A 23,444-nucleotide genomic window follows, 5' to 3' on the forward strand; every position below is an offset into this window, starting at 1 on the left:
CGCGGCTAACGCATCACCGTTCCCGCGCTGTCGAGCACGAAGTCGACGCAGAACACGACGAGGCGGCTCTGTGCCCGGATTGCGACGGCGGCCGTATAGCAGTCGCGACCTTCCGTCAGCGAGAAGTGCGGGCCCATCAGCGCGACGCGTCCCGGTGCGGCGATTGCACGCTGGAAATACGGGCGTCGCGACCAGTTGCTGTGGGTTTCCGGGAACAGTGGCGCGAGGCGCGTGGCGCCCGCCTGGCCGTCGTCGGCGCGGGCGCCGATCGACGGCAGGAACTGCTCGCCGATCTCGTCGGTGACGAACACGCGGCGCGCGGCCGGTACCGCAAACACGCGTTGCGCGGCGTCCTGCAGGTTGCCGCTCGCGGAAAACGCGGCCGCGCCGGTGAGCACGAGCCGCTCGATTGCATCGAAGCCCGGTTGCTCTGCGATGACCGGCGTGTGCCGGCCGGCGATGAAGCGTTGCCACGCGGCGTCGAGCATCGCGGGCGCGGCCGCGCTCGCGTGCGCGATCGAGGCGTCGGGCTGGCCGAACCGGAAACCCTGCACGAAATCGATATCGGCTTCCATCAGCGCCTGCAGCGCGTCGTCGCTTTCGACGCCTTCGGCCAGCACCATTGCGCCGGCCTGGTGCAGCATCGACACGAGGTGATGCATGATGCGTCGATCCTCGGCCGATCCGGTCGAGCGTTCGACGAGCGAGCGGTCGAGTTTGACGATGTCGGGCCGTGCGCGCCAAACGCGGTCGAAGTTCGAGAAGCCGGTGCCGAAATCGTCGATCGCGATCAGGAAATCGCGATGCTGGATCATGTCGATCGTGCGGGCGAGCGCGGCTTCGTCGCGCGCCGGTTGCTCGACGACTTCCAGCACGATGCGATTCGGCGGCAACGAGAAATGCCGGCACAGCGCCTCGACGAACTCGCGCTGCACGAGGCCCGTATCGAGCACGCGCGGCGTCACGTTCAGGAACAGCCAGCCGTCACCGATTCCTTGTGCGACAAAGTTGGCCGTGTGCAGGCAGCGCGCGAGCCGGTCGAGCAGCAGCGCGTCGGCGTCGCCGCGCGTCCGGTCGAACAACGCGGTGGGCGACACCAGCGCGCCGTTCGCGTCGACGACGCGCAGCAGCGCTTCGTAACCGACGACACGCTTGTGCGTGATCGACAGCACGGGCTGGAACACGCTGCGCAGCTTCGTGGTGCGATAAGTGGCGAGCCAGCCGCCGGGCGTCGGCGTGAGGCGTTCGAGCAGGGAGTCGAGCGATAGGTCGCGGGCGGGCTTCATGTCAACGGTGCCCGGGGGCGAGCGGTGGGGCGGGAGCGAGCCGCCACGCCAATGCAGTCGCACGCGCAGGCGGACGCGAAAGAACGTGGAGCATCGATGCCGCCTTCTGCGGGTAAGTGTTCCGAGTGTAACGGGATTGCAGCGGCGCGCGTATCAGGGTAACTCCAGACGCAAACGGTACACGGCTCGGCCGTGGCTGGCGCGCAGGGGTATCTGGCGCCGGTCGAGTGCGCGCCGCGCATGACTGTCACGCAGCGAAGCGCGCCGCCGCGGGACATGACAACCCGGCCGCATGGCGAATGGTGGGGAGTGGCGTACGGGAAATCCCGGCGGCCGACACGGGCGTAGCCGGGATTGGCCGTCAGAGGAATGCGGGCGTGCCGCGACACCGTTCGCGGCGCGTTGGCAGGCGGGCGTTGCGCGTCACCGGCGGTTGACGATGGCCGCGCGACGAACGACGGCGCCCGCGCCCGGCTCGTCAGGTCGCTTCGCCACCGCGCGGCCCGAAGCCGGGAATCCGCTTGATCACGCCGGTCGCGAGCGCGGTGCCGACGAGCACGATCGCGCAGCCTTCGATCATCACGGCCGACACGTGTTCGCCGAGGAACAGCGCCCCCCACAACAACCCGAACACGGGGATCACGAACGTGACGGTAATCGCGCGGGCGGGGCCGATATGTGCGATCAGGTAGAAGAAGATGAAGTACGCGACGCCCGTGCATGCGATGCCGAGGGCGAGCACCGAGCCCCACGCGTGTGCGCTGACCGGCGCGGCCGGCCACGTGGCGATCGCGAACGGCAGCAGCAGGATGGACGAGCCGATCATGCTGCCGGCTGCGTTGACGAGCGGGTCGACGCCGCTGAGCTTGCGCTTCGTGTAATTGGCCGCGATGCCGTAAAGCAGCGTCGCGCCGAGCGCCGCGGCGGCGGCGAGCGCGGTTGCGCTGGCGCCCGTGTCGCCGTGCGCGTTCGCGATCTGGTTCCACACGAGCGTGAGCACGCCGGCAAAGCCGATCACGAGGCCGAGCGCGCGCGGCAGCGACAGCTTGTCCTTCAGCCACAGGTACGCGACGAGCGCGCCCCACAGCGGCGTCGTTGCATTGATCACCGACGTCAGGCCGGCCGACAGCGTCAACTCGGCGAACGCGAACAGGCAGAACGGGATGCCCGAGTTCAGCGCGCCGACGACGAACAACGGCCACGCATGATCGCGCAGCCGCGCGCCGAGGTCGGCGGGTTTGAAGCGCGTCAGCGCGAAGCCCGTGAGAAACAGCGCGCCGATGCCCACGCGTAACGCCATCAGCGGCGCGACGCCGAGATCGACCACGCCGATCCGGATGAACAGGAACGACGCGCCCCACAGGGCAGCGAGCACGGTCAGCAGAAAAGCGTTCTTGGGCGACATCGATCGTGAGGGCGGGGACGGGATGCGATGAATCTTACACCGCGTTACCGTGCCGTCGTTTCACGATTGGATGAAACGACAAGAAACGGGAAGGTCGCCGGTTGCGGGGGACGGGCGGCCTTCCGTCGGCGGCCGTATCCGGTCAGTGATGGCGCCAGCCGCCGCGTCCGCCGAAGCCGAAATTGAGCGACAGCGCCGGTCCCCAATAGCCGCCCCATGCGGGTGCATAGGCGGGTGCCGGATAGTAGTAGGCGGGGCCGGGATCGACGTACACGGGCGCCGGCTGCACCGGCGCGGCCGTGTAATAGCCGCCAGGATAGTAGCCGTACGGGTAGTAGCAGCCGGCGAGCGTCGTGCAGGCGAGCGCCGCTGCGACGAGGGTCCTGTTCATGATGTCTCTCCGGCGGAGCCGGCAATCGGCAGATGCTTAAGCTTAGGCCGCGCGCCGATGACACGGTGTGCAAAACGGTAACCGATCATTTCCGGGCGGTTGACGCGCATATTGCGGCGCCGCATGCGAAAACGGCGCTTCCGCATCGCGGAAACGCCGTCTGGACGAATGTTGCGCCGGGTCCGGCCGGCTGCTTACTTGCCGACCTGGTTGCCGATGATGCCGCCGGCTGCCGCGCCGCCCAGCGTCGACAGTGCGCTGCCGCCGATCGCCGCGCCGGCGACGCCACCGACACCCGCGCCGATTGCCGTGTCGCGCTGCCGCCTCGTCATCGAATCGCAGGCCGACAGGCTGGTCACCGTTGCGACGAGGAGCGCGCATACCCCAATACGCCGAATCGAAATCATGATCGTTGTCCTTGTGGTAGTGAACGGAGGACGCGCGACCGGCTGGCGGCCACGCATGTCCCCAATCTACGCGCCGCTCCACGGGGCTGCTGTAAGGACTTGTTAAGGCTCGCGCGGTTTCGTAATCAATTGTGTCCCGCACGTCGGCAGGCACACGACATGCGCAAAAAAGCCCGCTCGAAAGCGGGCTTCGTGCATTGCGATGCGATTCCGGTGTGGATCGCCGCTTGCGTTTACTGACGGTGATAGATCTCGGCGCCGGTCTTGACGAATTCGACCGCCTTCACTTCCATCCCTTTCTTCAGCGCCTCGGTTTCCGATACGCCCTGCTGCGCCGCGAACTCGCGCACGTCCTGCGTGATCTTCATCGAGCAGAAGTGCGGGCCGCACATCGAGCAGAAGTGCGCGACCTTCGCCGAATCCTTCGGCAGCGTCTCGTCGTGGAATTCGCGCGCCTTGTCCGGATCGAGACCGATGTTGAACTGGTCTTCCCAGCGGAACTCGAAGCGTGCCTTCGACAGTGCGTTGTCGCGAACCTGCGCGCCGGGGTGGCCCTTGGCGAGATCGGCGGCGTGCGCGGCGAGCTTGTACGTGATGATGCCTTCCTTCACGTCGTCCTTGTTCGGCAGGCCAAGGTGTTCCTTCGGCGTCACGTAGCAGAGCATCGCGGTGCCGAACCAGCCGATCATCGCGGCGCCGATGCCCGACGTGATGTGGTCGTAGCCCGGCGCGATGTCGGTGGTGAGCGGCCCGAGCGTGTAGAACGGCGCTTCCTTGCACCAGTCGAGCTGGAGATCCATGTTCTCCTTGATCAACTGCATCGGCACGTGGCCGGGGCCTTCGATCATCACCTGCACGTCGTGCTTCCACGCGATCTGCGTGAGCTCGCCGAGCGTCTTCAGTTCGCCGAGCTGGGCTTCGTCGTTCGCGTCGTAGATCGAGCCGGGGCGCAGGCCGTCGCCGAGCGAGAAGCTTACGTCGTACGCCTTCATGATCTCGCAGATCTCTTCGAAGTGTTCGTACAGGAAGCTTTCCTTGTGGTGCGCGAGACACCACTTCGCCATGATCGAGCCGCCGCGCGACACGATGCCCGTCATCCGGTTCGCGGTGAGCGGCACATATTGCAGGCGCACGCCCGCGTGGATCGTGAAGTAGTCGACGCCTTGCTCGGCCTGCTCGATCAGCGTGTCGCGGAAGATTTCCCAGGTCAGGTCCTCGGCCTTGCCGTTGACCTTTTCGAGTGCCTGGTAGATCGGCACCGTGCCGATCGGCACCGGGCTGTTGCGGATGATCCACTCGCGCGTTTCATGGATGTGCTTGCCGGTCGACAGGTCCATCACCGTGTCGCCGCCCCAGCGGATCGCCCACGTCATCTTGTCGACTTCCTCGCCGATCGACGACGTGACGGCCGAGTTGCCGATGTTCGCGTTGATCTTCACGAGGAAGTTGCGGCCGATGATCATCGGCTCGGATTCCGGGTGGTTGATGTTCGCGGGGATGATCGCGCGGCCGCATGCCACTTCCGAGCGCACGAATTCCGGCGTGATCTCGGCCGGCGCGTTCGCGCCGAAGGCCGCGGCGCCGAACGCCTGGCCCGGGTGCTGGCGGCCCATCATCGCGGCGAGCTTCGCGCCGTTCGGGCCACTCGACTTCAGGCTCTCGAGGTACTCGGCGCGGCGCTGGTTCTCGCGGATCGCGATGTATTCCATTTCCGGCGTGATGATGCCCTGGCGCGCATAGTGCATCTGCGTGACGTTCTTGCCGGTCTGGGCACGGCGCGGGTTGCGGTGCAGGCCCGGGAACCGCAGGTCGGCGGTGGCCGGGTCGGCCGCGCGCTCGAGGCCGTACTGGCTCGACAGGCCGCCGAGCATTTCGGTGTCGCCGCGTGCTTCGATCCAGCCTTGACGCAGCGCGGCCAGGCCCGCGCGGATGTCGATCTTCGCTTCCGGATCGGTGTAGGGGCCCGACGTGTCGTACACGTAGATCGGCGGATTCTTTTCGCCGCCGAAGCCGGTCGGCGTGTCGGCCTGCGTGATTTCACGCATCGGCACGCGGATGTCGGGCTGAGAGCCGGTTACATAAACCTTGCGGGAATTCGGCAGCGGGGCGACGGCCGCGGCATCGACATGAGCGTCGGCGGACAGAAACTTCGGATTGGCGTTCATGCAATCTCCTGTGTGAGCGCCGGACAGGCGCTTCGGCGCTTGCCCGGAGCCCTTGACGTATGTGGGGCTCGAGCTAAGCAGGAGACGAGGCTTGGTGAGGCGGCGGATTTCGTCAGAAGGATGGCGGCGAAATCCGTACGCTTCCCTGCGCTGGCATTATCCAGATCAGGTTCAAAGGGTATTTCTCACCCGCAATGCCGGTTGTTTGACCGAACGCATTGCAGGACCCCCGCGTTAGCAGCGCACACGATACACCGGCTTGGCGGCGGTTTCAACCGGGAGCGGATCGGATGCCGCCTGGCGATCGCCGGATCGCCGCCGGCGAACCGGGCAGGGTGCAGTGCAGCAATCGCGGCTTCCTTGCGGCGTCCCGGCCAAGCCGGCACGCGTCGAGCGGTGCAGCATTCGCATCTTCAGTTCAGGCGTCTAAAATTTTTTTTGACATCGCTGTCATTTCCGGCGGTGTGCTCCGTCTATTCGGCTCCTAAACCCATGTAGTGGAGAGATGTCATGAAAAACGTATTCCTGGTTGCCTGTGTCGCCGCACTTGCCACGATCGCAACGGGCGCCTACGCGCAGAACGATGCGATGTCGAAGGACGGCATGTCGATGTCGAAGGACGCGATGGGTCACGACGCGATGGCGAAGGATGGCGCGATGAAGAAGGACGGCATGAAGAAGCACGCGATGAAGAAGGACGCCATGTCGAAGGACGCGATGGGCCATGACGCGATGTCCAAGGGCGACGCGATGAAGAAGGACACCATGAGCCCGTCGAACTGATCGACGTGCGCGGGGCGCGGCCGGCCGGCTGCGGACGCATCGCGTCCCGTCGCATCATTCCGGGAGTCTTCATCATGCAAACGGTTCCTGTCACGGATCGCGCGAGCCCGCCGCCGCCCGCGCCGACGATCCATCCGCCGTGGGTGCGCGTGAGCCACTGGCTCAATGCGCTCGCGGCGATCCTGATGGCGCTGTCCGGCTGGCGTATCTACGACGCGTCGCCGATCTATCCGTCGTTCACGTTCGCACACGGCATCACGCTCGGCGGCTGGCTCGGCGGCGCGCTGCAATGGCATTTCGCGGCGATGTGGCTGCTGGTCGGCAACGGGCTGTTCTATCTCGCGATGTCGATCGCGACGGGGCGCTTCGCGCGCAAGCTGTTGCCCGTCACGCCAGCGTCCATCTGGCGTGACGTCCGCGCCGCGCTCGGCGGGCGGCTGTCGCACAACGACCTGAGCGTCTACAACGCGGTGCAGCGAGCCGCGTACCTGACCGCGATCGTCGATCTCGTCGTGCTGGTGCTGTCGGGGCTCACGATCTGGAAATCCGTGCAGTTTCCGCTGCTGCGCGAACTGTTCGGCGGCTACGACAACGCGCGCGTCGTGCATTTCTGGGCGATGTCGCTGCTCGTCGCCTTCTTTGTCGTCCACGTCGCGATGGCGCTGCTGGTGCCACGCTCGTTGCTCGCGATGCTGCGCGGCCGCTGACCTGCTCATCGCGAGCGAAGGAATTCATCATGTCGGAATCCGAAAAAAACCGTGGCGCGCCGCGCTGGACACTCGACCGGAAGTCGCTCGAACTCGACGTCCGCCGCGAGCTCGAGATGCCGTCGCGGCGGCTCTTCAACCGACGCGTGCTGACGCTCGGCGGCCTCGCGATGCTGACCGGCTGCACGCTGCAGGACGACGCGTCGGTCAACACGTTTCTCGAGAAAGTGTCGCGCATGAACGATCGCGTGCAGGCGTGGCTGTTCAACCCCGACCGGCTCGCGCCGACCTACACCGAGGCCGACATCACGCGACCGTTCCCGTTCAACGCGTACTACGGGATCGACGAAGTGCGGCATGTGGATGAGTCGACGTACCGCCTCGTGCTGTCCGGCCGCGTGACGGGCAAGCGCGTGTGGACGCTCGACGAGCTTCGCGCGTTGCCGCACGCGGAACAGATCACGCGGCACATCTGCGTGGAAGGGTGGAGTGCGATCGGCCGCTGGGGCGGCACGCCGTTCGGCGCGTTCCTCGCGCGTGCCGGCGCCGACACGCGGGCGAAATACGTCGGCTTCAAGTGCGCGGACGATTACTACGAAAGCATCGACATGCCGACCGCGCTGCATCCGCAGACGCTGCTCGCGCTCGAGTACGACGGCCGCCAGTTGCCGCCGGAATACGGCTTCCCGATGAAGCTGCGGATGCCGACCAAGCTCGGCTACAAGAACCCGAAGCACATCATGGAAATCTTCGTGACCGATACGTTCCCGGGCGGCTACTGGGTCGATCAGGGGTACAACTGGTTCGGCGGATCGTGAGCGGCGCGCGAGGTGCGCGCATCCGTCATGCGGATTCGCGCACCTGGAGATCGACGCGCAGGCCGACTGCCGCGGCCATGTTCACGAGCGCGTCGAGCCCGAACAGGTTGATCTTGCCGCGCATCAGGTCGGACACGCGCGGCTGCGTGACGCCCAGCTGCTTGGCGGCCTGGGCCTGACTGAGTTCGAGCTGCGCGATGCGCTGCTTGAGCGCGATCATCAGTTCGGAGCGCAGCTTCATGTTCTCGGCTTCGGCCGGCTGGCCCTCGATTGCATCCCAGACGCTCGTGTAGCGTTCGTTGGTCATGGTTTCTTCAACTCCATCGGCAGGGCGCGATAGCGCCGGGCGGCCAGGTCGATATCGGCTTTGTTCGTGCGCGCCGATTGCTTCCGGAAGCAATGCAGCACGTAGATCGCTGCGGCGAACGTCGCGACATAGACGATCCGGAACGCGCCGCTCGCATCGCGCACGCGGATTTCCCGTACGCCGGCGCCGATCGTGCGCATCGGTTTCCAGTCGTCGGGCGCGAGGCCGCGCTGTACCTGGTCGATCTGGTGGCCGGCTTCGCGCCGGGCAGGCAGCGGAAAGCCGCGGAGATCGCCCAGTGCGCTGCCGACGAAAACGACGGGTTTCGGCGGAAGTACGGTTGAATTATACAAAATATTGTATGAGAAGGGCGGGTTTCGAAGAGAAGCGCTGGACGGCAAGGGAAGGGCGCGTCGTCCGTCACGATAGGCGTGACGGGGCGCCCCGGCGCGCGTGACAGGCCGTTCGGCCGACGCTGGATCCAACTGCCGCGGATGGCGATGGCATGCGCACGGAACCGGCGGTGGCAACGCGTGCGTCCTGCGCATCCGGCCCCGGATTTCACCGGCCCGCCGGCGGAAAAATGTCGCGCCGAAACGTCAGTCGTTATCCTTTCAGCCAGGTCTGGCGTTGCTTTCGAATCCTTGATGCCATAATGCGGAGCGTGTGCAGCCGAAGTGGCTGCGCACGTTTTTTTTGTCCCTCTGCCGCCGCTTGCCGGTTCTCTTTCGTCGCCGTTCGCACTGCCATGTCGTTCCGCACGTTCGCTCTGCCTTCCCGGTCCCGCCAGGACCGTTTGCCGGCATTGCCGGCGTCTTTCAGCGGAGCACGCGGCGTGACGTGCGGGCGGGCTGCACGATGACGCCGCTCGACCGCCTCCTCGATTTCTTCGCCCGCTTTTCGTTCCGGATCCGCCTGCCGCAAAGCCGCGGCGGCCGCGTCGCGCTGGCGCTCGTGTTCATCTATTTCGTCTGGGGTTCGACCTACAGCGGGCTGCATTTCGCGCTGCAGTCGTTCCCGCCGCTGCTGCTGTCGGGGCTGCGCAACCTGCTCGGCGGGATCGGGCTGTTCATCTTCGCGCTGCGGCGCAAGCCCGAATGGCCGACGCTGCTGGAGATCCGCAACGCGGGGATCGTCGGCACGATGCTCGTCGCGCTGTCGTCCGGCACGATCGCGCTCGGGATCAGCTCGGTCAGCAGCGGCTCGGCCGCGGTGATGGTGGCCACGGTGCCGCTGTTCGCGACCGTGATCGCGGCGGTGGCTGGCCGGCCGGTAACGAAGGGCGAGTGGGCGGCCGTCGGGCTCGGCATGGTCGGTATCGTCGTGCTGAATTCGGGCGGTGCGGCCGCCCAGAATTCGGCGCTCGGCACGATCTGCGTGCTGGCCGGCGCGCTGTTCTGGGCCGGCGGCGCGCATCTCGCGACGCGGCTCAAGCTGCCGTCCGACCTGTTCCTGTCGACGTCGCTGCAGATCGGCCTCGGCGGCCTGATCTCGACGCTCGTCGCCTGGCTGATCGGCGAACGCATCGAGCACGTGATGGTGGGGCCGGTGTTCGCGTTCCTGTACCTGATGGTGTTCTGCACGATGGCCGCGTACGTCGCGTACGGCTACCTGATCCGTCACACGAGCCCGATCATCGCGAGCAGCTGTATGTACGTGAATCCGATCGTCGCGGTCGCGCTTGGTGCGCTGCTGCTCGGCGAACCGGTGACGATGGCGACCGTGGTCGCGACCGTCGCGATCCTCGGCAGTGTCGGGCTGTCGTTCGTGTTCGATCCGGCCCGCCGGCCCGCGACGCGTGCGGCGGCCGTGGCGGCCGAGCAGGCGCCGATGGCGGACGCTGCGTCCTCCCCCGAGCAGATCGCGATTCCCGAAGCGGCGCCGATCCTCGCGCCTTCCGCTGTCCCGCTCGCGGTGCCGATGCCGGCGGCCGTGATGGATCCCGCCGCGGTGATCGACCCGGCACCGGCGTTCGCACCGCCGCCCGTCGACGAACCGGCCGCGCCGCGCGCAGACGCGTGACGCCGCCGTGGCCGGCCGCGCTCAGCCGTGCCGGCCGCCGCGATGGTGGGACCAGCCCGCGAGCGCGGCAAACAGCAGCCCTGTCGCGCACATGCCGGTCCAGCCGAATGCATGCCACGCGGCAACCCCGGCCGACGAGCCGAGCGCGCCGCCGATGAAGTAACACACCATGTACACCGTGTTCACACGGCTGCGCGCTTCGGGCTTCAGCGCGTAGATGCGCGACTGGTTCGAGATCTGCGCGGCCTGTACGCCGACATCCAGCACGATCACGCCGATCACGAGCCCGACGAGGCTCGAACCCGACAGCGCGAAGATCACGAACGACAGCGCGAGCAGCGCGATCGCGAGCGAGATGATCGCGCGCGGGCCGCGCTTGTCCGCGAAGCGGCCCGCGTACGGTGCGGCGAGCGCGCCCGCTGCGCCGACGATCCCGAACAGGCCGGCTGCCTGCGGGCCGAGATGGAACGGCGCGCCGGCGAGCAGCAGCGTCAGCACGGGCCAGAACGCGCTGAATGCCGCGAACAGCGCGGCGCCCGTCAGCGATGCCTCGCGCAGCCCGCGCAGTTCGACCGCCAGATGCCACATCGAGCCGAGCAGCTTGCCGTACGACAGCGTCGACGTTGGCGAACTGCGCGGCAGCCGCATCACGATGACGGCGGCGAGCGCGACGAGTGCCGCGACCGACGCGGCGAACACCGCGCGCCAGCCGAAATACTCGGCGACGAAACCGGCCGCTGTGCGCGCGAGCAGGATGCCGAGCAGCAGGCCGCTCATCACGGTGCCGACCGCATGCCCGCGTTCGGCGGGCGGCGCGATTTCGGCGGCGAACGGCACGGCCTGCTGCGCGATGGTCGCGAGAATGCCGATCGCGAGGCTCGCGACGGCGAGTACGGCCAGCGACGGTGCGGTGGCCGCCACGATCAGCGCGACGGACAGGCCGGCGATCTGCATCAGGATCAGCCCGCGGCGATCGAACCGGTCGCCGAGCGGTGCGAGCAGGAACATGCCGGCTGCATAGCCGAGCTGCGTCGCGGTCGGCACCGCGCCGATCCATGACGCGCCGTCGGGGAACGCCGAGCGGAAGCTGTCGAGCAGCGGCTGGTTGTAGTAGATGTTCGCGACCGATACGCCCGCGATCGTCGCGAGCAGCAACAGCAGGCTGCGTGAGTAGTGAGGCGAGGCGGCGTCGGTCGGACGGTCGGTGGAGGCGGTGGACATGGCTGCGCGGACGAAGTTGGACGGCGTGGCAAGCGGCGCACGCGTCGGGTGCGCAGGCGGGCCGGGCGCCGGTCGAGGCTGCCGATCATACCGGAGCGTCGTGAATCCTGCCGGGCGCACGGCGAACCGGCCGCCGCCCGTCGTCGCGCGTGCCGCAAGCCGTCAGTCGACCAGCTCGCCCGTCGGTTCGTAGAACGGATACGGGCCGGCGCCTTCGTCGACATACACGTGATGCGACGTCATCCCCGTATCGGGCGCATAACGATGGACCGCGAACGCCGGCGGTTCGAGCCGGAACGCGGACGGCGCATCGGTCCGCAGGTCGAACGCGACCTGGTGCGCGGGCGACGGCACCGCCGACGCGAGCGTGCCGCCGAAGCGCGTGAACATCGTGCGGTGCACGTGACCGCACAGCACGCGTTCGACGTTCGGATGACCGCGCAGCAACGCGTCGAGTTTCGCGGCAGCCGCAGGCGCGAGGCGCAGCTTGTCCATGTGGCCGATGCCTGCCACGAACGGCGGGTGATGCAGCGCGACGATCACCGGCCGGTCGCGGGCGGCGTCGAGCTGCGCGGCGAGCCACGCGAGCCGTGCGTCGCACAGGTCGCCGTGGCTCGCGCCGGGTACCTGCGAATCGAGCGCCAGCACGCGCACCGCGCCGACGTCGAGCGCGTATTGCACGAATTCGCCGTCCTGCAGCTCGGCGCGCTCCGCAAACGCGCGGCGCAGCCCGGCGCGGTCGTCGTGATTGCCGATCATCAGGTAGTACGGAATCTCGAGCGTCGCGAGCAGCTCGCGCAGGTTGCCGTACTCTTCATCGTGGCCGAAGTCGGTCAGGTCGCCGGTGACGAGCACGGCGTCGGGGCGCGGTTCGAGCGCGTTCAGCTTCGCAATGCAGCGCGCGAGCGCGGCAGCCGTGTCGACGCGCCGGTACGCGAGCTGGCCCGGACGCTTGATGTGGAGATCGCTGATTTGAGCAAGCAGCATCGTCGTTTCTCGGAATCGTCTGTTTGTTGTGGGGGCGGCGTCGTGCGCCGCGATGGGGTGCTGCATGAATGATGCCCGAACGACGGATTACGCGCCGAGCGCGATCAGGCCTTCCGGGGCGATCGTGAGGCCGACCGCCGTGCCGCGTGCGAGCGCGATGCGGCCCGGCACGTCGATCACGAGCGCATCGGGTGCCGCGTGCTCGATCGTGAGCCGCGTGCGTTCGCCGAGGAACGCACACGCGCCGACCGCGCCGCGCAGCGGCGCATGCGCGGGATCGGCGAGCTGCGCGTCTTCGGGGCGGAAGAACCATTCGTCGGCGGCGTGCGGCGTCGCGATCGCGCCGCCCGTCGTCACCAGCGCGCCATCGCGCCATTGCCCGGCAAGCCGGTTCAGCGTGCCGATGAACTGCGCGACCGTACGGTTCGCCGGATGGTAGTAAATCTCGCGCGGCGTGCCGATCTGCTCGATGCGGCCCGCGCCCATCACGACGATCCGGTCGCCGAGTTCCATCGCTTCCGCCTGGTCGTGCGTCACGTAGACGGTCGTCACGCCGAGCTCGCGCAGCAGCGCGTTCATCTCGCGGCGCAGCACGTCGCGCAGCTTCGCATCGAGCGCGGTCAGCGGTTCGTCGAGCAGCAGCACGCGCGGGCGCACCGCGAGCGCGCGCGCCAGCGCGACACGCTGGCGCTGGCCGCCCGACAGCTGATCGACCGGCTTGTCCGCATGTGCGTCGAGCCGCATCATCGCGAGCAGCTCGTCGACGCGTTCACGCAGCGCGCGCGGCTCGGTCTTGCGGATCTTCAGCCCGTAGCCGACGTTGCCGCGCACCGTCAGGTTCGGAAACAGCGCGTAGTTCTGGAACACCATGCCGACTTGCCGGCGCTCGATCGGCAGCGCGGTGACATCGTCGTTGCCGAATGCGATCGTGCCGCCGGCGTCCGGCGTGTCGAGCCCCGCGATCAGGCGCAGCGTCGTCGTCTTGCCGCAGCCCGACGGGCCGAGCAGCACGAGTGTTTCGCCCGCGCCGATCGACAGGTCGAGCGGTTCGAGTACGCGCGTGCCGCGGAACGTCTTCGCGCAGCCGGTCAGCGTGATGGGAGTGGAATCGAGTTTCATGTCTGCGAGAAATTCAGCGCGGGCGCTTCTTGAGCGCGCGCGTGCCGGACGGATCGACGCCGAGCCACTGCATCGCGATGAGCAGCGGCAGCGTCATCAGCAGGAACAGGATCGTGTACGCGCTGCCGACTTCAAGGCGCAGCGATGCGTAGGTATCGGCGAGTCCGACCGGCAGTGTCTTGGTGTCGGGCGTATGCAGCATCCACGTGAGGTTGAATTCGCCGATCGACAGCGTGAGTACCGCGAGCGCGCCCGCGACGATGCCGGGGCGCAGGTTCGGCAGCACGATCGTGACGAAGCGCGTGACGAACGACGCACCGAGGCTCGCCGCGCCTTCCTCGAGCGTGCGCAGGTCGGCGCCGGCCGCGACGGCGGCCACCGCACGGACCATGAACGGCAGCGTGAACACGACGTGGCCGACGACGATGAACCACAGGCTCATCCGGAACGAGGTGAAGCCGCCGTACACGATCAGCAGCGCGAGCGCCGACGCGAGGCCGGGCAGCGCGACCGGCAGGACGAGTGCCTCCTCGATCGCGCGTGCGACGCGGCTCTTGCTGCGCGCGAGTGCATAGCCGGCCGGCACGCCGGTGACGAGCACGATCGCGAGCGTCGCGAATGCCACATAGAGCGACAGCGCGACCGAGCCGTGATACTGCTGCCACACCTGTTCGAGCCAGCGCAGCGTGAGGCCGCTCGACAGGCCGCGGAAATAGTTGACGGTCACGCCCGCGAGCACGGACATCACGACGGGCACGATCAGGAACGCGCACAACAGCAGCGTGACGCCCCATTGCAGCGCGGCGATCGCGCGCGCGCCGGTGACGCGCGGCGCGCGGCGCGCGACACCGTTCGCCTGCGCGGGAGCGGGTGCCGGCGAAGGCGACGGCGATGGCGACGGCGCGGAAGAGCCGGAAAGCGATTGCATGCAGGAATCCTCAGGCCGCGGCGGCAGCAGTGTGGCCGGTGAAACGACGCGCGAGCGCGAGCACGGCCCAGGTGACGATACCGAGCACGATCGACAGGCCGGCCGCCGTCGCGATGTTCGCGTTCAGCGTGAACTCGGTATAGATCGTCATCGGCAGCACGTTCAGGTCGGTGGCGAGCGTGAACGCGGTGCCGAATGCGCCCATCGCGGTCGCGAAGCAGATCGCGCCGGCCGCGATCAGGCCCGGCGCGAGCGCGGGCAGCACTATGTCGACGAAGATGCGCCACGGCGACGCGCCGAGCGAACGGGCGGCTTCCTCGAGCGACGCGTCGAGCTTCGACGCGGCCGCGATCACGGTGACGATCACGCGCGGAATCGAGAAGTACAGGTAACCGATAAACAGGCCCGCAACCGAGTACGCGAATACCCACTTGTCGCCGGTGAGTTTCGCCGACAGCATTCCGATCAGCCCCTGACGGCCGGCGAGCATGATCACCATGAAGCCGACGACGACGCCCGGGAACGCGAGCGGAAACGTGAGCAGCGCGAGCAGCACGCGCTTGCCGGCGAAATCGCGGCGCGCGAGCAAGAGGCCCGAGATCGTCGACAGGGCGAGCGTCGCGAGCGTCACGCCCGCGGACAGCGCGATGGTCCCGCCGAGGCTCTTCATGTAGCGCGCGTTGCCGAGCAGCGCCGCATACTGCGAGAAGAACGCGCCGTCGGCGGACACCTGCACGAGCGCCGCCATCGGCAGCAGCCAGAACGCGGCGAACACCGCGAGCGCCGGCGCGACGAGCGCGACGCGCCAGCGCAGCGGGAAAGTCAGGTCGAGCATCGGTCGTATCCTGCCGCTTACTGCATCACCTGCAGGTACTGCTGGCCGAACGCCTGCTGGCCGGCCGCCATCTTGCCGAAGTCGACCGATTTCGCCCGTGCGTACTCGCTCGCCGGCAGGAACTTCGCGGCGATGTCGGCGCCGAGCGCCTGCGCGCGCACCGGGCGCAGGTAGGCGTTGGCCCACAGCTTCTGGCCTTCGTCCGACAGCACGAAGTCGAGCACCTTCTTGCCGTTCGCGTCGTGCGGCGCACCCTTGACGAGGCTCATCACGTACGGCACGGCGATCGTGCCTTCCTTCGGAATCACGAACTCGACGTTCGCGCTGTCCTTGTACTTCGCACGATACGCATCGAAGTCGTAGTCGAGCAGGATCGGAATCTCGCCGGACAGCACGCGTGCATAGGCGGTCTGCTTCGGCACGATCGGCGCGTTCGCCTTCAGCTTGCGGAACCAGTCGAGGGCCGGCTTGAAGTTGTCGAGGCTGCCGCCGAGCGCCTGGTTGACGGCGACCGCACCGGCGTAGCCGACGAATGCGCTCGACGGATCGAGATAACCGACCATGCCCTTGTATTCGGGCTTCAGCAGATCGGCCCATGAACGCGGCACCGGCTTGCCGTCAAGCGCGTCCTTGTTCACGAAGAAGCCGAGCGTGCCCGAGTGAATCGCGAACCAGTAGCCTTGCGGATCCTTCAGGTTCGCGGGAATGTCGTTCCAGTGCGCGGGCTTGTACGGCGCGATCACGCCCTTGTCCTTCGCCTGGAATGCCGACGACACGCCGAGGTAGACAACGTCGGCCACCGGGCTCTTTTGCTCGGCGATCAGCTGCGCGATCGACTGGCCCGAGTTCTTGTTGTCGAACGGTACGCGGATGCCCGTCTTCTGCTTGATCGCCGCGATCTGCGCGGCCCAGTCGGCCCATTCGGGTGGGCAGTTGTAGCAGATCGCCGTTTCGTCGGCGTGGGCGGCGGGCGCGCCGGCGATGAGTGCGGCGCAGGCTACGGGAGCTGCGAGCGCACGCAGCAGCGAGGTCAGGCGAAAGGACACGGTGGGTCTCCGGGCGAGTGGGTGCGGCGCTGGGGTGGTGTGGTTGTCGGTATGCGTAGCCGTGCGGCCTGCGTTCAGGCTTTGCGCAATTGCAGCTCGGCGGCCGGCGGCGCAACCGTCGCGCCGTCGCGCACCGTATGCGGCAGGATCATCGATGTGCGTTCGATCGCCGCACCGCCGATGCATTCGACGAGACGCTGCCACGCGTGGCGACCGATGTCGCGGTTCGGCGTCGCGACGCTCGCGAGCGGCGGTGCAAGCAGTTCACCGATCGCGATCCCGTCGAAGCCGAGCACCGACAGGTCGTCCGGGATCGAGAAGCCGGCGCGGCGCAGGCCGCGCATCACGACCATCGCGAGCAGGTCGTTGCTGCAGAAGAGGGCGGTCGGGCGCGTTGCGTGCGCGGTCAGGTGCGCGAGCACGGCATCGGGTAGCTCGGGTGCGTTGAAGTCGACTTCGACCGGCGGCAGCGTGGCGACGCCGCTTTCCTCGAGTGCCTGCGCATAACCAAGGTGGCGCTGACGCGCGCGATCCGACGCGGCGAGCGAGCCGGCCAGCATCAGCACGCGGCGGTGACCGCGCGCGGTCAGCATCCGCACGCCGTCATATGCGGCGCTGCGGTTGTCGACCGACACCGACGGGCGGCGCTGTGTGTCGTTGTGCATCAGCACGTAGTGCGGGCCGTCGCGGTCGAGCATGTCGAGCAGCGGGTGCGTGTCCGCATCGGCGACGGTGAGGATCAGCCCTTCGACGCGCTGCTCGCGCAGCGTCTCGATCGCGTGACGCTCGCGCGCCGCGTCGTACTCGGTCGTCATCAGGATCAGCTTGAAGCCGGCCGCGGTCGCGAGCTCGTCGATGCCTTGCAGGCAGTCGGCGAACACGGGGTTCGACAGTGTCGGCAGGACGACGCCGACGAGCCGCGTGCGCTCGCCGCGCAGTTGCCGGCCGAGCGGGCTCGGGCGGAACTGCAGCGTATCGATCGCTGTGCGGATCGTTTGCAGCGTGGCGGGGCTGACGGTATGCGGTGCATTGATCGCGCGCGAAACGGTGGCGATCGAGAAGCCCGCGAGGGCAGCGACATCCTTGATGGTCGAGGTCATGAAGTAGCGCGATGTAAACGTTTTCGGCGAGGAAATTATCGAAAACGTTTGTGACTTCGCGATGACGCAAGCGACGCTTGTTTCGCAAAAAGCACGATACAAACGTCAGACGGTTGGGGCCGTCGGACGACGCGGGCTCGATTGTATCGGGGATGTTGCGGCGCGGGAGGAAATGGGTGGATGTATCGTGTCGGTGGTGATGACACGCGCCGGACGCGTGGGGCGCGGCGGAATAAGGGAACGCATGCGCAAGCAATGGTAGAATCGCGTCCGCCCTCTTGCCGGGGTGATGAAATTGGTAAACATAGCGGACTTAAACGATTGAGTGCCCGGTCGGAAACGGTCGGTGCAGAACCCTTCAAATTCGGTGAAACCCCTGATGCGCGCATCGAGGCAACGCCGAGCCAAGCCTCGCGGTTTTCGCGAGGAAGGTGTAGAGACTAGACGGGGGGCGCCTAAGGCGCACGGGCAGCGGTTACGCCCGCGCGCGACGGTGAAGGCATAGTCCAGCGCACGAACGGCATCGCTTACGCGACGCCGGCTTTGAAAGAAGCAGTGTGACGAAAATCCGCCGCCTTAACTGGCTTGCCGGTTCAAGTCCGGTCCCCGGCACCACGATCGCCTTCATGGCGATGCGACGACGGTTCGAAAACCCGCGAGAAATAAAGCGCTCGCGGGTTTTTTGTTTGTACGGCGCCTGGATTCGCGCATGTGCAGAGCGTCGGGCCGTCGCCCCGTCATTCAACGCATGGTATCGGCGTGCTGGTCGCTCGACCTGCCCGAGGGCGCTTCGCGTTCATCGATATTCCCTTGCCACGTCGCTGCGACGAAATCAACGCCATGTGATACTGGCGCGCACGTCGTACCGGACGCCTCGCCGTGATCCGCACACGCGCTCTCGCCGATAGACTTCAACGCAATTTGCTTCTCGCCAGACTCACTGTCATGACCGACTCGACCTATCACTATTACGAACCGTCGCAAGGCCACGGCTTGCCGCACGATCCCTTGAATGCGATCGTCGGCCCGCGGCCGATCGGCTGGATCTCATCCCGCGGCAGCGACGGCACGGTCAACCTCGCGCCCTACAGCTTCTTCAACGCATTCAACTACCGGCCGCCGATCATCGGCTTTTCGAGCACCGCCGCCAAGGACAGCCTGCGCAACGTGCAGGAGACCGGCGAGTTCGTCTGGAACCTCGCGACGCGCGAACTTGCAGAGCGGATGAACCAGACGTGCGCCGCGGTGCCGTACGACGTGGACGAGTTCGAACTCGGCGGCCTGACCGCCGTGCCGTCGCGCCTGGTCGACGTGCCGCGCGTCGCGGAAAGCGGCGTCAACTTCGAATGCAAGGTGACCGACGTGATTCGCCTGCGCGATCACCATGGCGTGGAAACGCCGGCGTCGCTCGTACTGGGCGAGGTCGTCGCGATTCATATCCGGAAGGATCTGTTGAAGGACGGCATCTTCGACACGTTCGGTGCGGGCATCATTCTTCGCGCGGGCGGCCCGTCGGCCTATGTGCACGTCACACCCGACAGCCGTTTCGACCTCTTTCGCCCCGACGCATGATTCAACGTGCGCCGGGACAACCGGCTTGCGGGCGCTGACGCGCCCGATCGGACAGCAACAGGCCCCGCGGAAATCCGGGATTTCGCGGGGCCTGTTGTTTTCGTGGCGTTCGAGGGGATGCGTCGGCGGTCCACGGGGCACGGCGTCAGTCTGCCGCGTTTTGGATATTTGCCCATAAAACAGCCGCCGATCTCATGAAAAATCGTGCATCCTGACGATGAGTCGGCCCGCCGGACTGCGTACCATGCGCAGATCAAAATACCCAATATCCGGAGACAAGTATGGGCATCGCTCCCGCCACCGCGCCCCTCGCGACCGACGCATTGAGCAGCGGTTATCGGAAGGTCACGTCACGCGTGATTCCGCTGATCTTTATCTGTTATCTGTTCAATTACCTCGACCGGGTCAACGTCGGGTTCGCGAAGCTGCAAATGCTCAGCGATCTCAAGATGAGCGAGACCGTCTACGGACTGGGCGCGGGCGTTTTCTTCATCGGCTACGTGCTGGCCGGTGTACCGAGCAACCTGATGCTCAGGCGCGTCGGCGCGCGTATCTGGATCGCGATCATCATGTGCGTGTGGGGCGCGCTTTCCGCGTCGCTGCTGCTCGTGAGGACCCCCGAATCGTTCTACGCGCTGCGATTTCTGACGGGTATCGCCGAAGCCGGGTTCTTTCCCGGCATGGTGCTCTTTCTGACGCAGTGGTATCCGTCGGCGCGTCGCGGCCGTGCGATTGCGCTCTTCATGTCGGCGATTCCGGTTTCCGGCGTGCTCGGCGGCCCGCTGTCGGGCTGGATGCTGACGCATTTCGCGGCCGGGCAGAGCGGGCTCGCCGCCTGGCAATGGCTCTTTTTGCTGCAAGGCGCACCGACCGTACTACTCGGTGTCGCCGTGTTCTTTCTGCTGCAGGACCGGATCGCCGACGCCACGTGGTTGACCGAAGGCGAGAAAGCCGCGCTCGCACAGGCGCTGGCGGATGACGCCGCGGCGCACGGGTCTGCCGCCGGCAAGCCGCAAAGTGCCACGCCGGTGCGCGACATCGTGTGCAATGTCGCGGTCTGGAAGTTCGGTCTCGTGTACTTCAGCATTCAGATGGGCGTGTACGCGATCAACTTCTGGCTGCCGACCATCATCAAATCGCTCGGGATCGGCAACGACGGCATGGTCGGATGGCTGAGCGCGGTGCCGTACCTGTTCGCGGCGATCGCGATGATCGTTGTTGGACGATCGGCGGATGCGCGCCGGGAACGCCGCTGGCATCTGAGCGTGCCGATGGCAATCGGTGTCGCCGGCCTGCTGATCGCCGCCCGGTTCGACGACCAGATCGCTCCCGCGATGATCGGCCTGACGCTCGCGACCTCCGGCGCACTGACCGCGCTCGCGATGTTCTGGCCGCTGCCGACCGCGGTACTTGCCGGCACGGCCGCGGCGGGCGGCGTCGCACTCATCAATTCGCTCGGGCAGATCGCGGGTTTCGTGAGCCCCTACATCGTCGGCTGGATCAAGGACGCCACGCATCGCACCGATATCGCGCTCTATCTGCTGTCGAGCGCGATGGTGGTCGGCTTCGTGCTCGTCATGCGAACGCCGGCCCGTCAGGTCAACCGTTGACACAGGGCCAGGTCGCGCGCACGGCGCGCGACACTGCCCGACATGCCGGTAAATGCATGAGGACACCTAAATGAAAATCGTTATCGCACCCGATTCCTTCAAGGAAAGCCTGAGCGCCGTCGACGTTGCCCGGCAGATCGAGGCCGGCTTCCGCGAGATATTCGCCGACGCGTCGTATCTGTGCCTGCCGATCGCCGATGGCGGCGAGGGCACGGTGGACGCATTGATCGCCGCCGTCGGCGGGGAGCTGCGCAGCGCGATGGTCGAAGACCCGCTCGGCCGACCGGTCGCCGCCGCTTACGGCTTGCTGAGCGACGGCACGGCCGTCATCGAAATGGCGGCCGCGAGCGGCCTGCATCTCGTCGCGCCGACGGAGCGCAACCCGCTCGTCACGTCGAGCCGCGGTACCGGGGAACTGATTCGTGCGGCGCTCGACGACGGCGCGCGGCGATTCATCGTCGGCATTGGCGGGAGTGCGACCAACGACGGCGGCGCCGGCATGCTGCAGGCGCTCGGCGCGAAACTGACCGACGCCGACGGGCGGGAGGTCGGCCGCGGCGGCGGCGCACTGGCGGCGCTCGCGCACATCGACACAGCCACGCTCGATGCGCGGCTCGCATCATGCCGCTTCGAAATCGCGTGCGATGTGGACAACCCGCTCGTCGGCCCGAACGGTGCATCCGCGGTGTTTGGCCCGCAAAAGGGCGCGACGCCGGCGACGGTTGCATGTCTCGACGACAACCTGCGGCATTTCGCCGACGTGATCGCGCGCGATCTGAACCGTCAGGTCGCGGCGCTGCCGGGTGGCGGCGCCGCGGGCGGGATGGGGGCGGCGATGCTGGCCTGTCTGAACGCGACGCTGCGTCCCGGCGTGCAGATCGTGACGGAAGCCGTGGGCCTGCATGAAGCGATTCGCGACGCGCACCTCGTGGTGACGGGGGAGGGATGCCTCGACGGCCAGACCGTGCGCGGCAAGGCGCCGATCGGCGTCGCACGGATCGCGGCCGAGCATGGCGTGCCGGTCATCGCGATCGGCGGCGCCGTGTCGGGAACCGCGGGCGCGATCTACCAGCATGGCGTCGACGCGATGTTTGCGTCGGTCAGACGCGCGTGCTCGCTTGGCGAGGCATTCGAGGAGGCCGCATCCAACGTGCGCTTCGCCGCACGCAACATCGCCGCAGCCATTCGGCTCGGTCATCGCATTGCGCAACGGAGTTAATCATGTCCATCGAGAACAGGTCACACGGCGGCCAGCGCCGTTCGACGAAGATCATCGCAACGCTCGGGCCGTCGAGTTCGAGCGAAGCGGCCATCGAGGCGATGGCGCGAGCCGGCGCCGACGTGTTTCGCCTCAATTTCAGCCATGGCACGCACGACGACCATGCGGCGCGGCATACGGCAATCCGTACGGTGGAAGCTCGCCTGGGCCGGCCGATCGGCATTCTGATCGACCTCCAGGGGCCGAAGCTCAGGGTCGGCAAGTTCGCCCAGGGGCGCGAGCGCGTGGTCAAGGGGCAGACGTTCGTCTTCGACGCCGACGAAGCGCCGGGCGATGCGCACCGTGTGCACTTGCCGCATCCGGAGATTTTCGCGGCGGTACAGCCCGGCCATCAACTGCTCGTCGACGACGGCAAGCTCCGTTTCAAGGTGCGGAGTGCTGCTCCGGGACGCATCGAAACGGAAGCGCTCGTCGACGGTGCAATCTCCGATCGCAAGGGCGTGAGCGTGCCGGACGCGCCGCTCGCGATACGGGCCATGTCGCGCAAGGATCGCGACGATCTCGCGTTCGGGCTGTCGCTCGGCATCGATTGGGTCGCGCTCTCGTTCGTGCAGACCGAAGACGACGTGCGCGACGCGCGCAGCCTGATCGGCTCGCGGGCGAACATCGTCGCCAAGATCGAGAAACCGCAGGCCGTCGCGAACATCGCGGGCATCATCGACGCGGCCGATGCGTTGATGGTGGCGCGCGGGGATCTTGGCGTGGAAATGTCGATCGAGGATGTGCCGGGCGTACAGAAGCGGCTCGTGCGCCTCGCTCGCGCGGCCGGCAAGCCGGTCATCGTCGCCACGCAGATGCTCGAATCGATGACGTCGTCCCCGACGCCGACGCGCGCCGAGGCCTCCGACGTCGCCGCGGCCGTCTACGAAGGCGCCGACGCGGTGATGCTGTCGGCCGAATCGGCGTCGGGCGAGTACCCGATCGACGCGGTGACTTTCATGCGGAAGATCGTGTCGACCGTCGAAGCCGATCCGCTGCGGCGCGAGCTCATGAAGGCGAACGCGACCGCGCATGCGCCGAATGCGACCGACGCGATCGGCGCGGCGATCGAGGCGGTGTCGGACACGCTGACGCTGGACGCAGCGGTGACCTATACGACGTCGGGCGCCACGGCGCTCCGGCTGTCACGCCTCCGGCCGCGGGCCGCGATCCTGAGCCTGACGCCACACGTCGACGTCGCGCGACGGCTCACGCTGGCGTGGGGCGTGCATTCGCGCGTCGGCGCCGAGGCAGTTGGGATTGAAAACGTCGTCGAGATCGCCATCGCGGCGGCACGCGAGGAAGGATTGTCGACGGGTGAACGGCCCCTCGTCGTCGCGGCCGGCGTGCCGTTCGGCCATCCCGGCTCGACCAACCTGATGCGCATCGTCTGGCCGACGGAAATCGTTCAGGGCGGCTCGCCGGCCTGAGCGCGCCCGTGCGCCGGGCTGCCGCCGTGGCTGTCATTTCCTGATAG

Annotated in this window: 22 protein-coding genes and 1 riboswitch; of the genes, 8 read left to right on the top strand and 14 right to left on the bottom strand. The window is 67.2% G+C overall.

Annotated features, from left to right (window positions below):
* Nucleotides 1-5 precede the first annotated feature (5 nt).
* The 5 genes from KEC55_RS05910 to thiC form a co-directional block, all read right to left on the bottom strand.
* Nucleotides 6-1,286 (bottom strand): EAL domain-containing protein, encoded by a 1,281-nt coding sequence (locus KEC55_RS05910; protein WP_282507117.1) that lies wholly within the window; start codon nt 1,284-1,286, stop codon nt 6-8.
* A gap of 478 nt (nt 1,287-1,764) precedes the next feature.
* Nucleotides 1,765-2,691 carry a DMT family transporter gene (locus tag KEC55_RS05915; protein ID WP_282507118.1) on the bottom strand — a complete coding sequence of 309 codons (927 nt, stop codon included), beginning with the start codon at nt 2,689-2,691 and terminating at the stop codon, nt 1,765-1,767.
* Nucleotides 2,692-2,833: 142 nt separating this feature from the next.
* Nucleotides 2,834-3,082 (bottom strand): hypothetical protein, encoded by a 249-nt coding sequence (locus KEC55_RS05920; RefSeq protein WP_034186583.1) that lies wholly within the window; start codon nt 3,080-3,082, stop codon nt 2,834-2,836.
* Nucleotides 3,083-3,276: 194 nt separating this feature from the next.
* A complete protein-coding gene (locus tag KEC55_RS05925; RefSeq protein ID WP_176046917.1) occupies nt 3,277-3,489 on the bottom strand; it encodes a glycine zipper 2TM domain-containing protein in 213 nt (70 codons plus the stop codon).
* A gap of 233 nt (nt 3,490-3,722) precedes the next feature.
* Nucleotides 3,723-5,654, bottom strand: a complete 1,932-nt coding sequence (gene thiC / locus KEC55_RS05930; RefSeq protein WP_282507119.1) for a phosphomethylpyrimidine synthase ThiC — start codon at nt 5,652-5,654, stop codon at nt 3,723-3,725.
* A 124-nt stretch (nt 5,655-5,778) separates the two neighbouring features.
* A riboswitch (TPP riboswitch) is annotated at nt 5,779-5,895 on the bottom strand.
* Between the two features lie 269 nt (nt 5,896-6,164).
* On the opposite strand from thiC, the gene KEC55_RS05935 reads away from it, so the two are divergent.
* The 3 genes from KEC55_RS05935 to KEC55_RS05945 all read left to right on the top strand — a co-directional run bounded on the left by KEC55_RS05935 (nt 6,165) and on the right by KEC55_RS05945 (nt 7,962).
* A complete protein-coding gene (locus KEC55_RS05935; protein ID WP_176046919.1) occupies nt 6,165-6,437 on the top strand; it encodes a pentapeptide MXKDX repeat protein in 273 nt (90 codons plus the stop codon).
* A 74-nt stretch (nt 6,438-6,511) separates the two neighbouring features.
* Nucleotides 6,512-7,144 (top strand): cytochrome b/b6 domain-containing protein, encoded by a 633-nt coding sequence (locus KEC55_RS05940; RefSeq protein ID WP_282507120.1) that lies wholly within the window; start codon nt 6,512-6,514, stop codon nt 7,142-7,144.
* A gap of 29 nt (nt 7,145-7,173) precedes the next feature.
* Nucleotides 7,174-7,962: a molybdopterin-dependent oxidoreductase gene (locus KEC55_RS05945; protein ID WP_282507121.1), complete on the top strand. Its 789-nt coding sequence runs from the start codon at nt 7,174-7,176 to the stop codon at nt 7,960-7,962.
* Between the two features lie 25 nt (nt 7,963-7,987).
* On the opposite strand, the gene KEC55_RS05950 is transcribed toward KEC55_RS05945, so the two are convergent.
* Nucleotides 7,988-8,269, bottom strand: coding sequence for a helix-turn-helix domain-containing protein (locus tag KEC55_RS05950; RefSeq protein WP_205781878.1), 282 nt, complete (start codon nt 8,267-8,269; stop codon nt 7,988-7,990).
* Nucleotides 8,266-8,622: a type II toxin-antitoxin system RelE/ParE family toxin gene (locus KEC55_RS05955; RefSeq protein WP_282507490.1), complete on the bottom strand. Its 357-nt coding sequence runs from the start codon at nt 8,620-8,622 to the stop codon at nt 8,266-8,268. The genes KEC55_RS05950 and KEC55_RS05955 overlap by 4 nt, the downstream gene beginning before the upstream one ends.
* Nucleotides 8,623-9,127: 505 nt before the next feature.
* Here KEC55_RS05955 and KEC55_RS05960 point away from each other — a divergent pair.
* Entirely contained in the window at nt 9,128-10,291 is a 1,164-nt protein-coding gene (locus KEC55_RS05960) for an EamA family transporter (RefSeq protein ID WP_282507122.1), read from the top strand.
* Between the two features lie 21 nt (nt 10,292-10,312).
* On the opposite strand, the gene KEC55_RS05965 is transcribed toward KEC55_RS05960, so the two are convergent.
* The 7 genes from KEC55_RS05965 to KEC55_RS05995 form a co-directional block, all read right to left on the bottom strand.
* On the bottom strand, nt 10,313-11,512 hold the full coding sequence (locus KEC55_RS05965; RefSeq protein ID WP_282507123.1) for an MFS transporter: 1,200 nt from the start codon (nt 11,510-11,512) through the stop codon (nt 10,313-10,315).
* 162 nt (nt 11,513-11,674) lie between these two features.
* Nucleotides 11,675-12,499 carry a phosphodiesterase gene (locus KEC55_RS05970; RefSeq protein ID WP_282507124.1) on the bottom strand — a complete coding sequence of 275 codons (825 nt, stop codon included), beginning with the start codon at nt 12,497-12,499 and terminating at the stop codon, nt 11,675-11,677.
* A gap of 87 nt (nt 12,500-12,586) precedes the next feature.
* Nucleotides 12,587-13,618 carry an ABC transporter ATP-binding protein gene (locus KEC55_RS05975; RefSeq protein ID WP_282507125.1) on the bottom strand — a complete coding sequence of 344 codons (1,032 nt, stop codon included), beginning with the start codon at nt 13,616-13,618 and terminating at the stop codon, nt 12,587-12,589.
* Nucleotides 13,619-13,631: 13 nt separating this feature from the next.
* Nucleotides 13,632-14,546 (bottom strand): ABC transporter permease, encoded by a 915-nt coding sequence (locus KEC55_RS05980; protein WP_282507126.1) that lies wholly within the window; start codon nt 14,544-14,546, stop codon nt 13,632-13,634.
* 10 nt (nt 14,547-14,556) lie between these two features.
* Nucleotides 14,557-15,381, bottom strand: a complete 825-nt coding sequence (locus KEC55_RS05985; protein ID WP_282507127.1) for an ABC transporter permease — start codon at nt 15,379-15,381, stop codon at nt 14,557-14,559.
* Between the two features lie 17 nt (nt 15,382-15,398).
* Nucleotides 15,399-16,427, bottom strand: a complete 1,029-nt coding sequence (locus KEC55_RS05990; protein ID WP_282507128.1) for an ABC transporter substrate-binding protein — start codon at nt 16,425-16,427, stop codon at nt 15,399-15,401.
* A gap of 74 nt (nt 16,428-16,501) precedes the next feature.
* Nucleotides 16,502-17,527, bottom strand: coding sequence for a LacI family DNA-binding transcriptional regulator (locus tag KEC55_RS05995; protein WP_282507129.1), 1,026 nt, complete (start codon nt 17,525-17,527; stop codon nt 16,502-16,504).
* Nucleotides 17,528-18,472: 945 nt separating this feature from the next.
* Between KEC55_RS05995 and KEC55_RS06000 the strand changes: the two genes are divergently transcribed.
* The 4 genes from KEC55_RS06000 to pyk all read left to right on the top strand — a co-directional run bounded on the left by KEC55_RS06000 (nt 18,473) and on the right by pyk (nt 23,397).
* Nucleotides 18,473-19,099 (top strand): flavin reductase family protein, encoded by a 627-nt coding sequence (locus tag KEC55_RS06000; RefSeq protein ID WP_282507491.1) that lies wholly within the window; start codon nt 18,473-18,475, stop codon nt 19,097-19,099.
* A gap of 281 nt (nt 19,100-19,380) precedes the next feature.
* The gene (locus KEC55_RS06005; RefSeq protein WP_282507130.1) at nt 19,381-20,709 is read left to right on the top strand and encodes an MFS transporter; all 1,329 of its coding nucleotides are present in this window, start codon (nt 19,381-19,383) and stop codon (nt 20,707-20,709) included.
* A 70-nt stretch (nt 20,710-20,779) separates the two neighbouring features.
* A complete protein-coding gene (locus KEC55_RS06010) occupies nt 20,780-21,928 on the top strand; it encodes a glycerate kinase (RefSeq protein WP_282507131.1) in 1,149 nt (382 codons plus the stop codon).
* 2 nt (nt 21,929-21,930) lie between these two features.
* Nucleotides 21,931-23,397 (top strand): pyruvate kinase, encoded by a 1,467-nt coding sequence (pyk, locus tag KEC55_RS06015; RefSeq protein ID WP_282507132.1) that lies wholly within the window; start codon nt 21,931-21,933, stop codon nt 23,395-23,397.
* Nucleotides 23,398-23,444: the final 47 nt, after the last annotated feature.

Origin of the sequence: Burkholderia cepacia, assembly GCF_029962485.1 — a bacterium.
Classification (GTDB): domain Bacteria; phylum Pseudomonadota; class Gammaproteobacteria; order Burkholderiales; family Burkholderiaceae; genus Burkholderia.

What these genes read in the sequence shown, in the direction of transcription:
- KEC55_RS05910 (WP_282507117.1), bottom strand. Translation starts at nt 1,286, where the DNA reads ATGAAGCCCGCCCGCGACCTATCGCTCGACTCCCTGCTCGAACGCCTC.
- KEC55_RS05915 (WP_282507118.1), bottom strand. Translation starts at nt 2,691, where the DNA reads ATGTCGCCCAAGAACGCTTTTCTGCTGACCGTGCTCGCTGCCCTGTGG.
- KEC55_RS05920 (WP_034186583.1), bottom strand. Translation starts at nt 3,082, where the DNA reads ATGAACAGGACCCTCGTCGCAGCGGCGCTCGCCTGCACGACGCTCGCC.
- KEC55_RS05925 (WP_176046917.1), bottom strand. Translation starts at nt 3,489, where the DNA reads ATGATTTCGATTCGGCGTATTGGGGTATGCGCGCTCCTCGTCGCAACG.
- thiC (WP_282507119.1), bottom strand. Translation starts at nt 5,654, where the DNA reads ATGAACGCCAATCCGAAGTTTCTGTCCGCCGACGCTCATGTCGATGCC.
- KEC55_RS05935 (WP_176046919.1), top strand. Translation starts at nt 6,165, where the DNA reads ATGAAAAACGTATTCCTGGTTGCCTGTGTCGCCGCACTTGCCACGATC.
- KEC55_RS05940 (WP_282507120.1), top strand. Translation starts at nt 6,512, where the DNA reads ATGCAAACGGTTCCTGTCACGGATCGCGCGAGCCCGCCGCCGCCCGCG.
- KEC55_RS05945 (WP_282507121.1), top strand. Translation starts at nt 7,174, where the DNA reads ATGTCGGAATCCGAAAAAAACCGTGGCGCGCCGCGCTGGACACTCGAC.
- KEC55_RS05950 (WP_205781878.1), bottom strand. Translation starts at nt 8,269, where the DNA reads ATGACCAACGAACGCTACACGAGCGTCTGGGATGCAATCGAGGGCCAG.
- KEC55_RS05960 (WP_282507122.1), top strand. Translation starts at nt 9,128, where the DNA reads ATGACGCCGCTCGACCGCCTCCTCGATTTCTTCGCCCGCTTTTCGTTC.
- KEC55_RS05965 (WP_282507123.1), bottom strand. Translation starts at nt 11,512, where the DNA reads ATGTCCACCGCCTCCACCGACCGTCCGACCGACGCCGCCTCGCCTCAC.
- KEC55_RS05970 (WP_282507124.1), bottom strand. Translation starts at nt 12,499, where the DNA reads ATGCTGCTTGCTCAAATCAGCGATCTCCACATCAAGCGTCCGGGCCAG.
- KEC55_RS05975 (WP_282507125.1), bottom strand. Translation starts at nt 13,618, where the DNA reads ATGAAACTCGATTCCACTCCCATCACGCTGACCGGCTGCGCGAAGACG.
- KEC55_RS05980 (WP_282507126.1), bottom strand. Translation starts at nt 14,546, where the DNA reads ATGCAATCGCTTTCCGGCTCTTCCGCGCCGTCGCCATCGCCGTCGCCT.
- KEC55_RS05985 (WP_282507127.1), bottom strand. Translation starts at nt 15,381, where the DNA reads ATGCTCGACCTGACTTTCCCGCTGCGCTGGCGCGTCGCGCTCGTCGCG.
- KEC55_RS05995 (WP_282507129.1), bottom strand. Translation starts at nt 17,527, where the DNA reads ATGACCTCGACCATCAAGGATGTCGCTGCCCTCGCGGGCTTCTCGATC.
- KEC55_RS06000 (WP_282507491.1), top strand. Translation starts at nt 18,473, where the DNA reads ATGACCGACTCGACCTATCACTATTACGAACCGTCGCAAGGCCACGGC.
- KEC55_RS06005 (WP_282507130.1), top strand. Translation starts at nt 19,381, where the DNA reads ATGGGCATCGCTCCCGCCACCGCGCCCCTCGCGACCGACGCATTGAGC.
- KEC55_RS06010 (WP_282507131.1), top strand. Translation starts at nt 20,780, where the DNA reads ATGAAAATCGTTATCGCACCCGATTCCTTCAAGGAAAGCCTGAGCGCC.
- pyk (WP_282507132.1), top strand. Translation starts at nt 21,931, where the DNA reads ATGTCCATCGAGAACAGGTCACACGGCGGCCAGCGCCGTTCGACGAAG.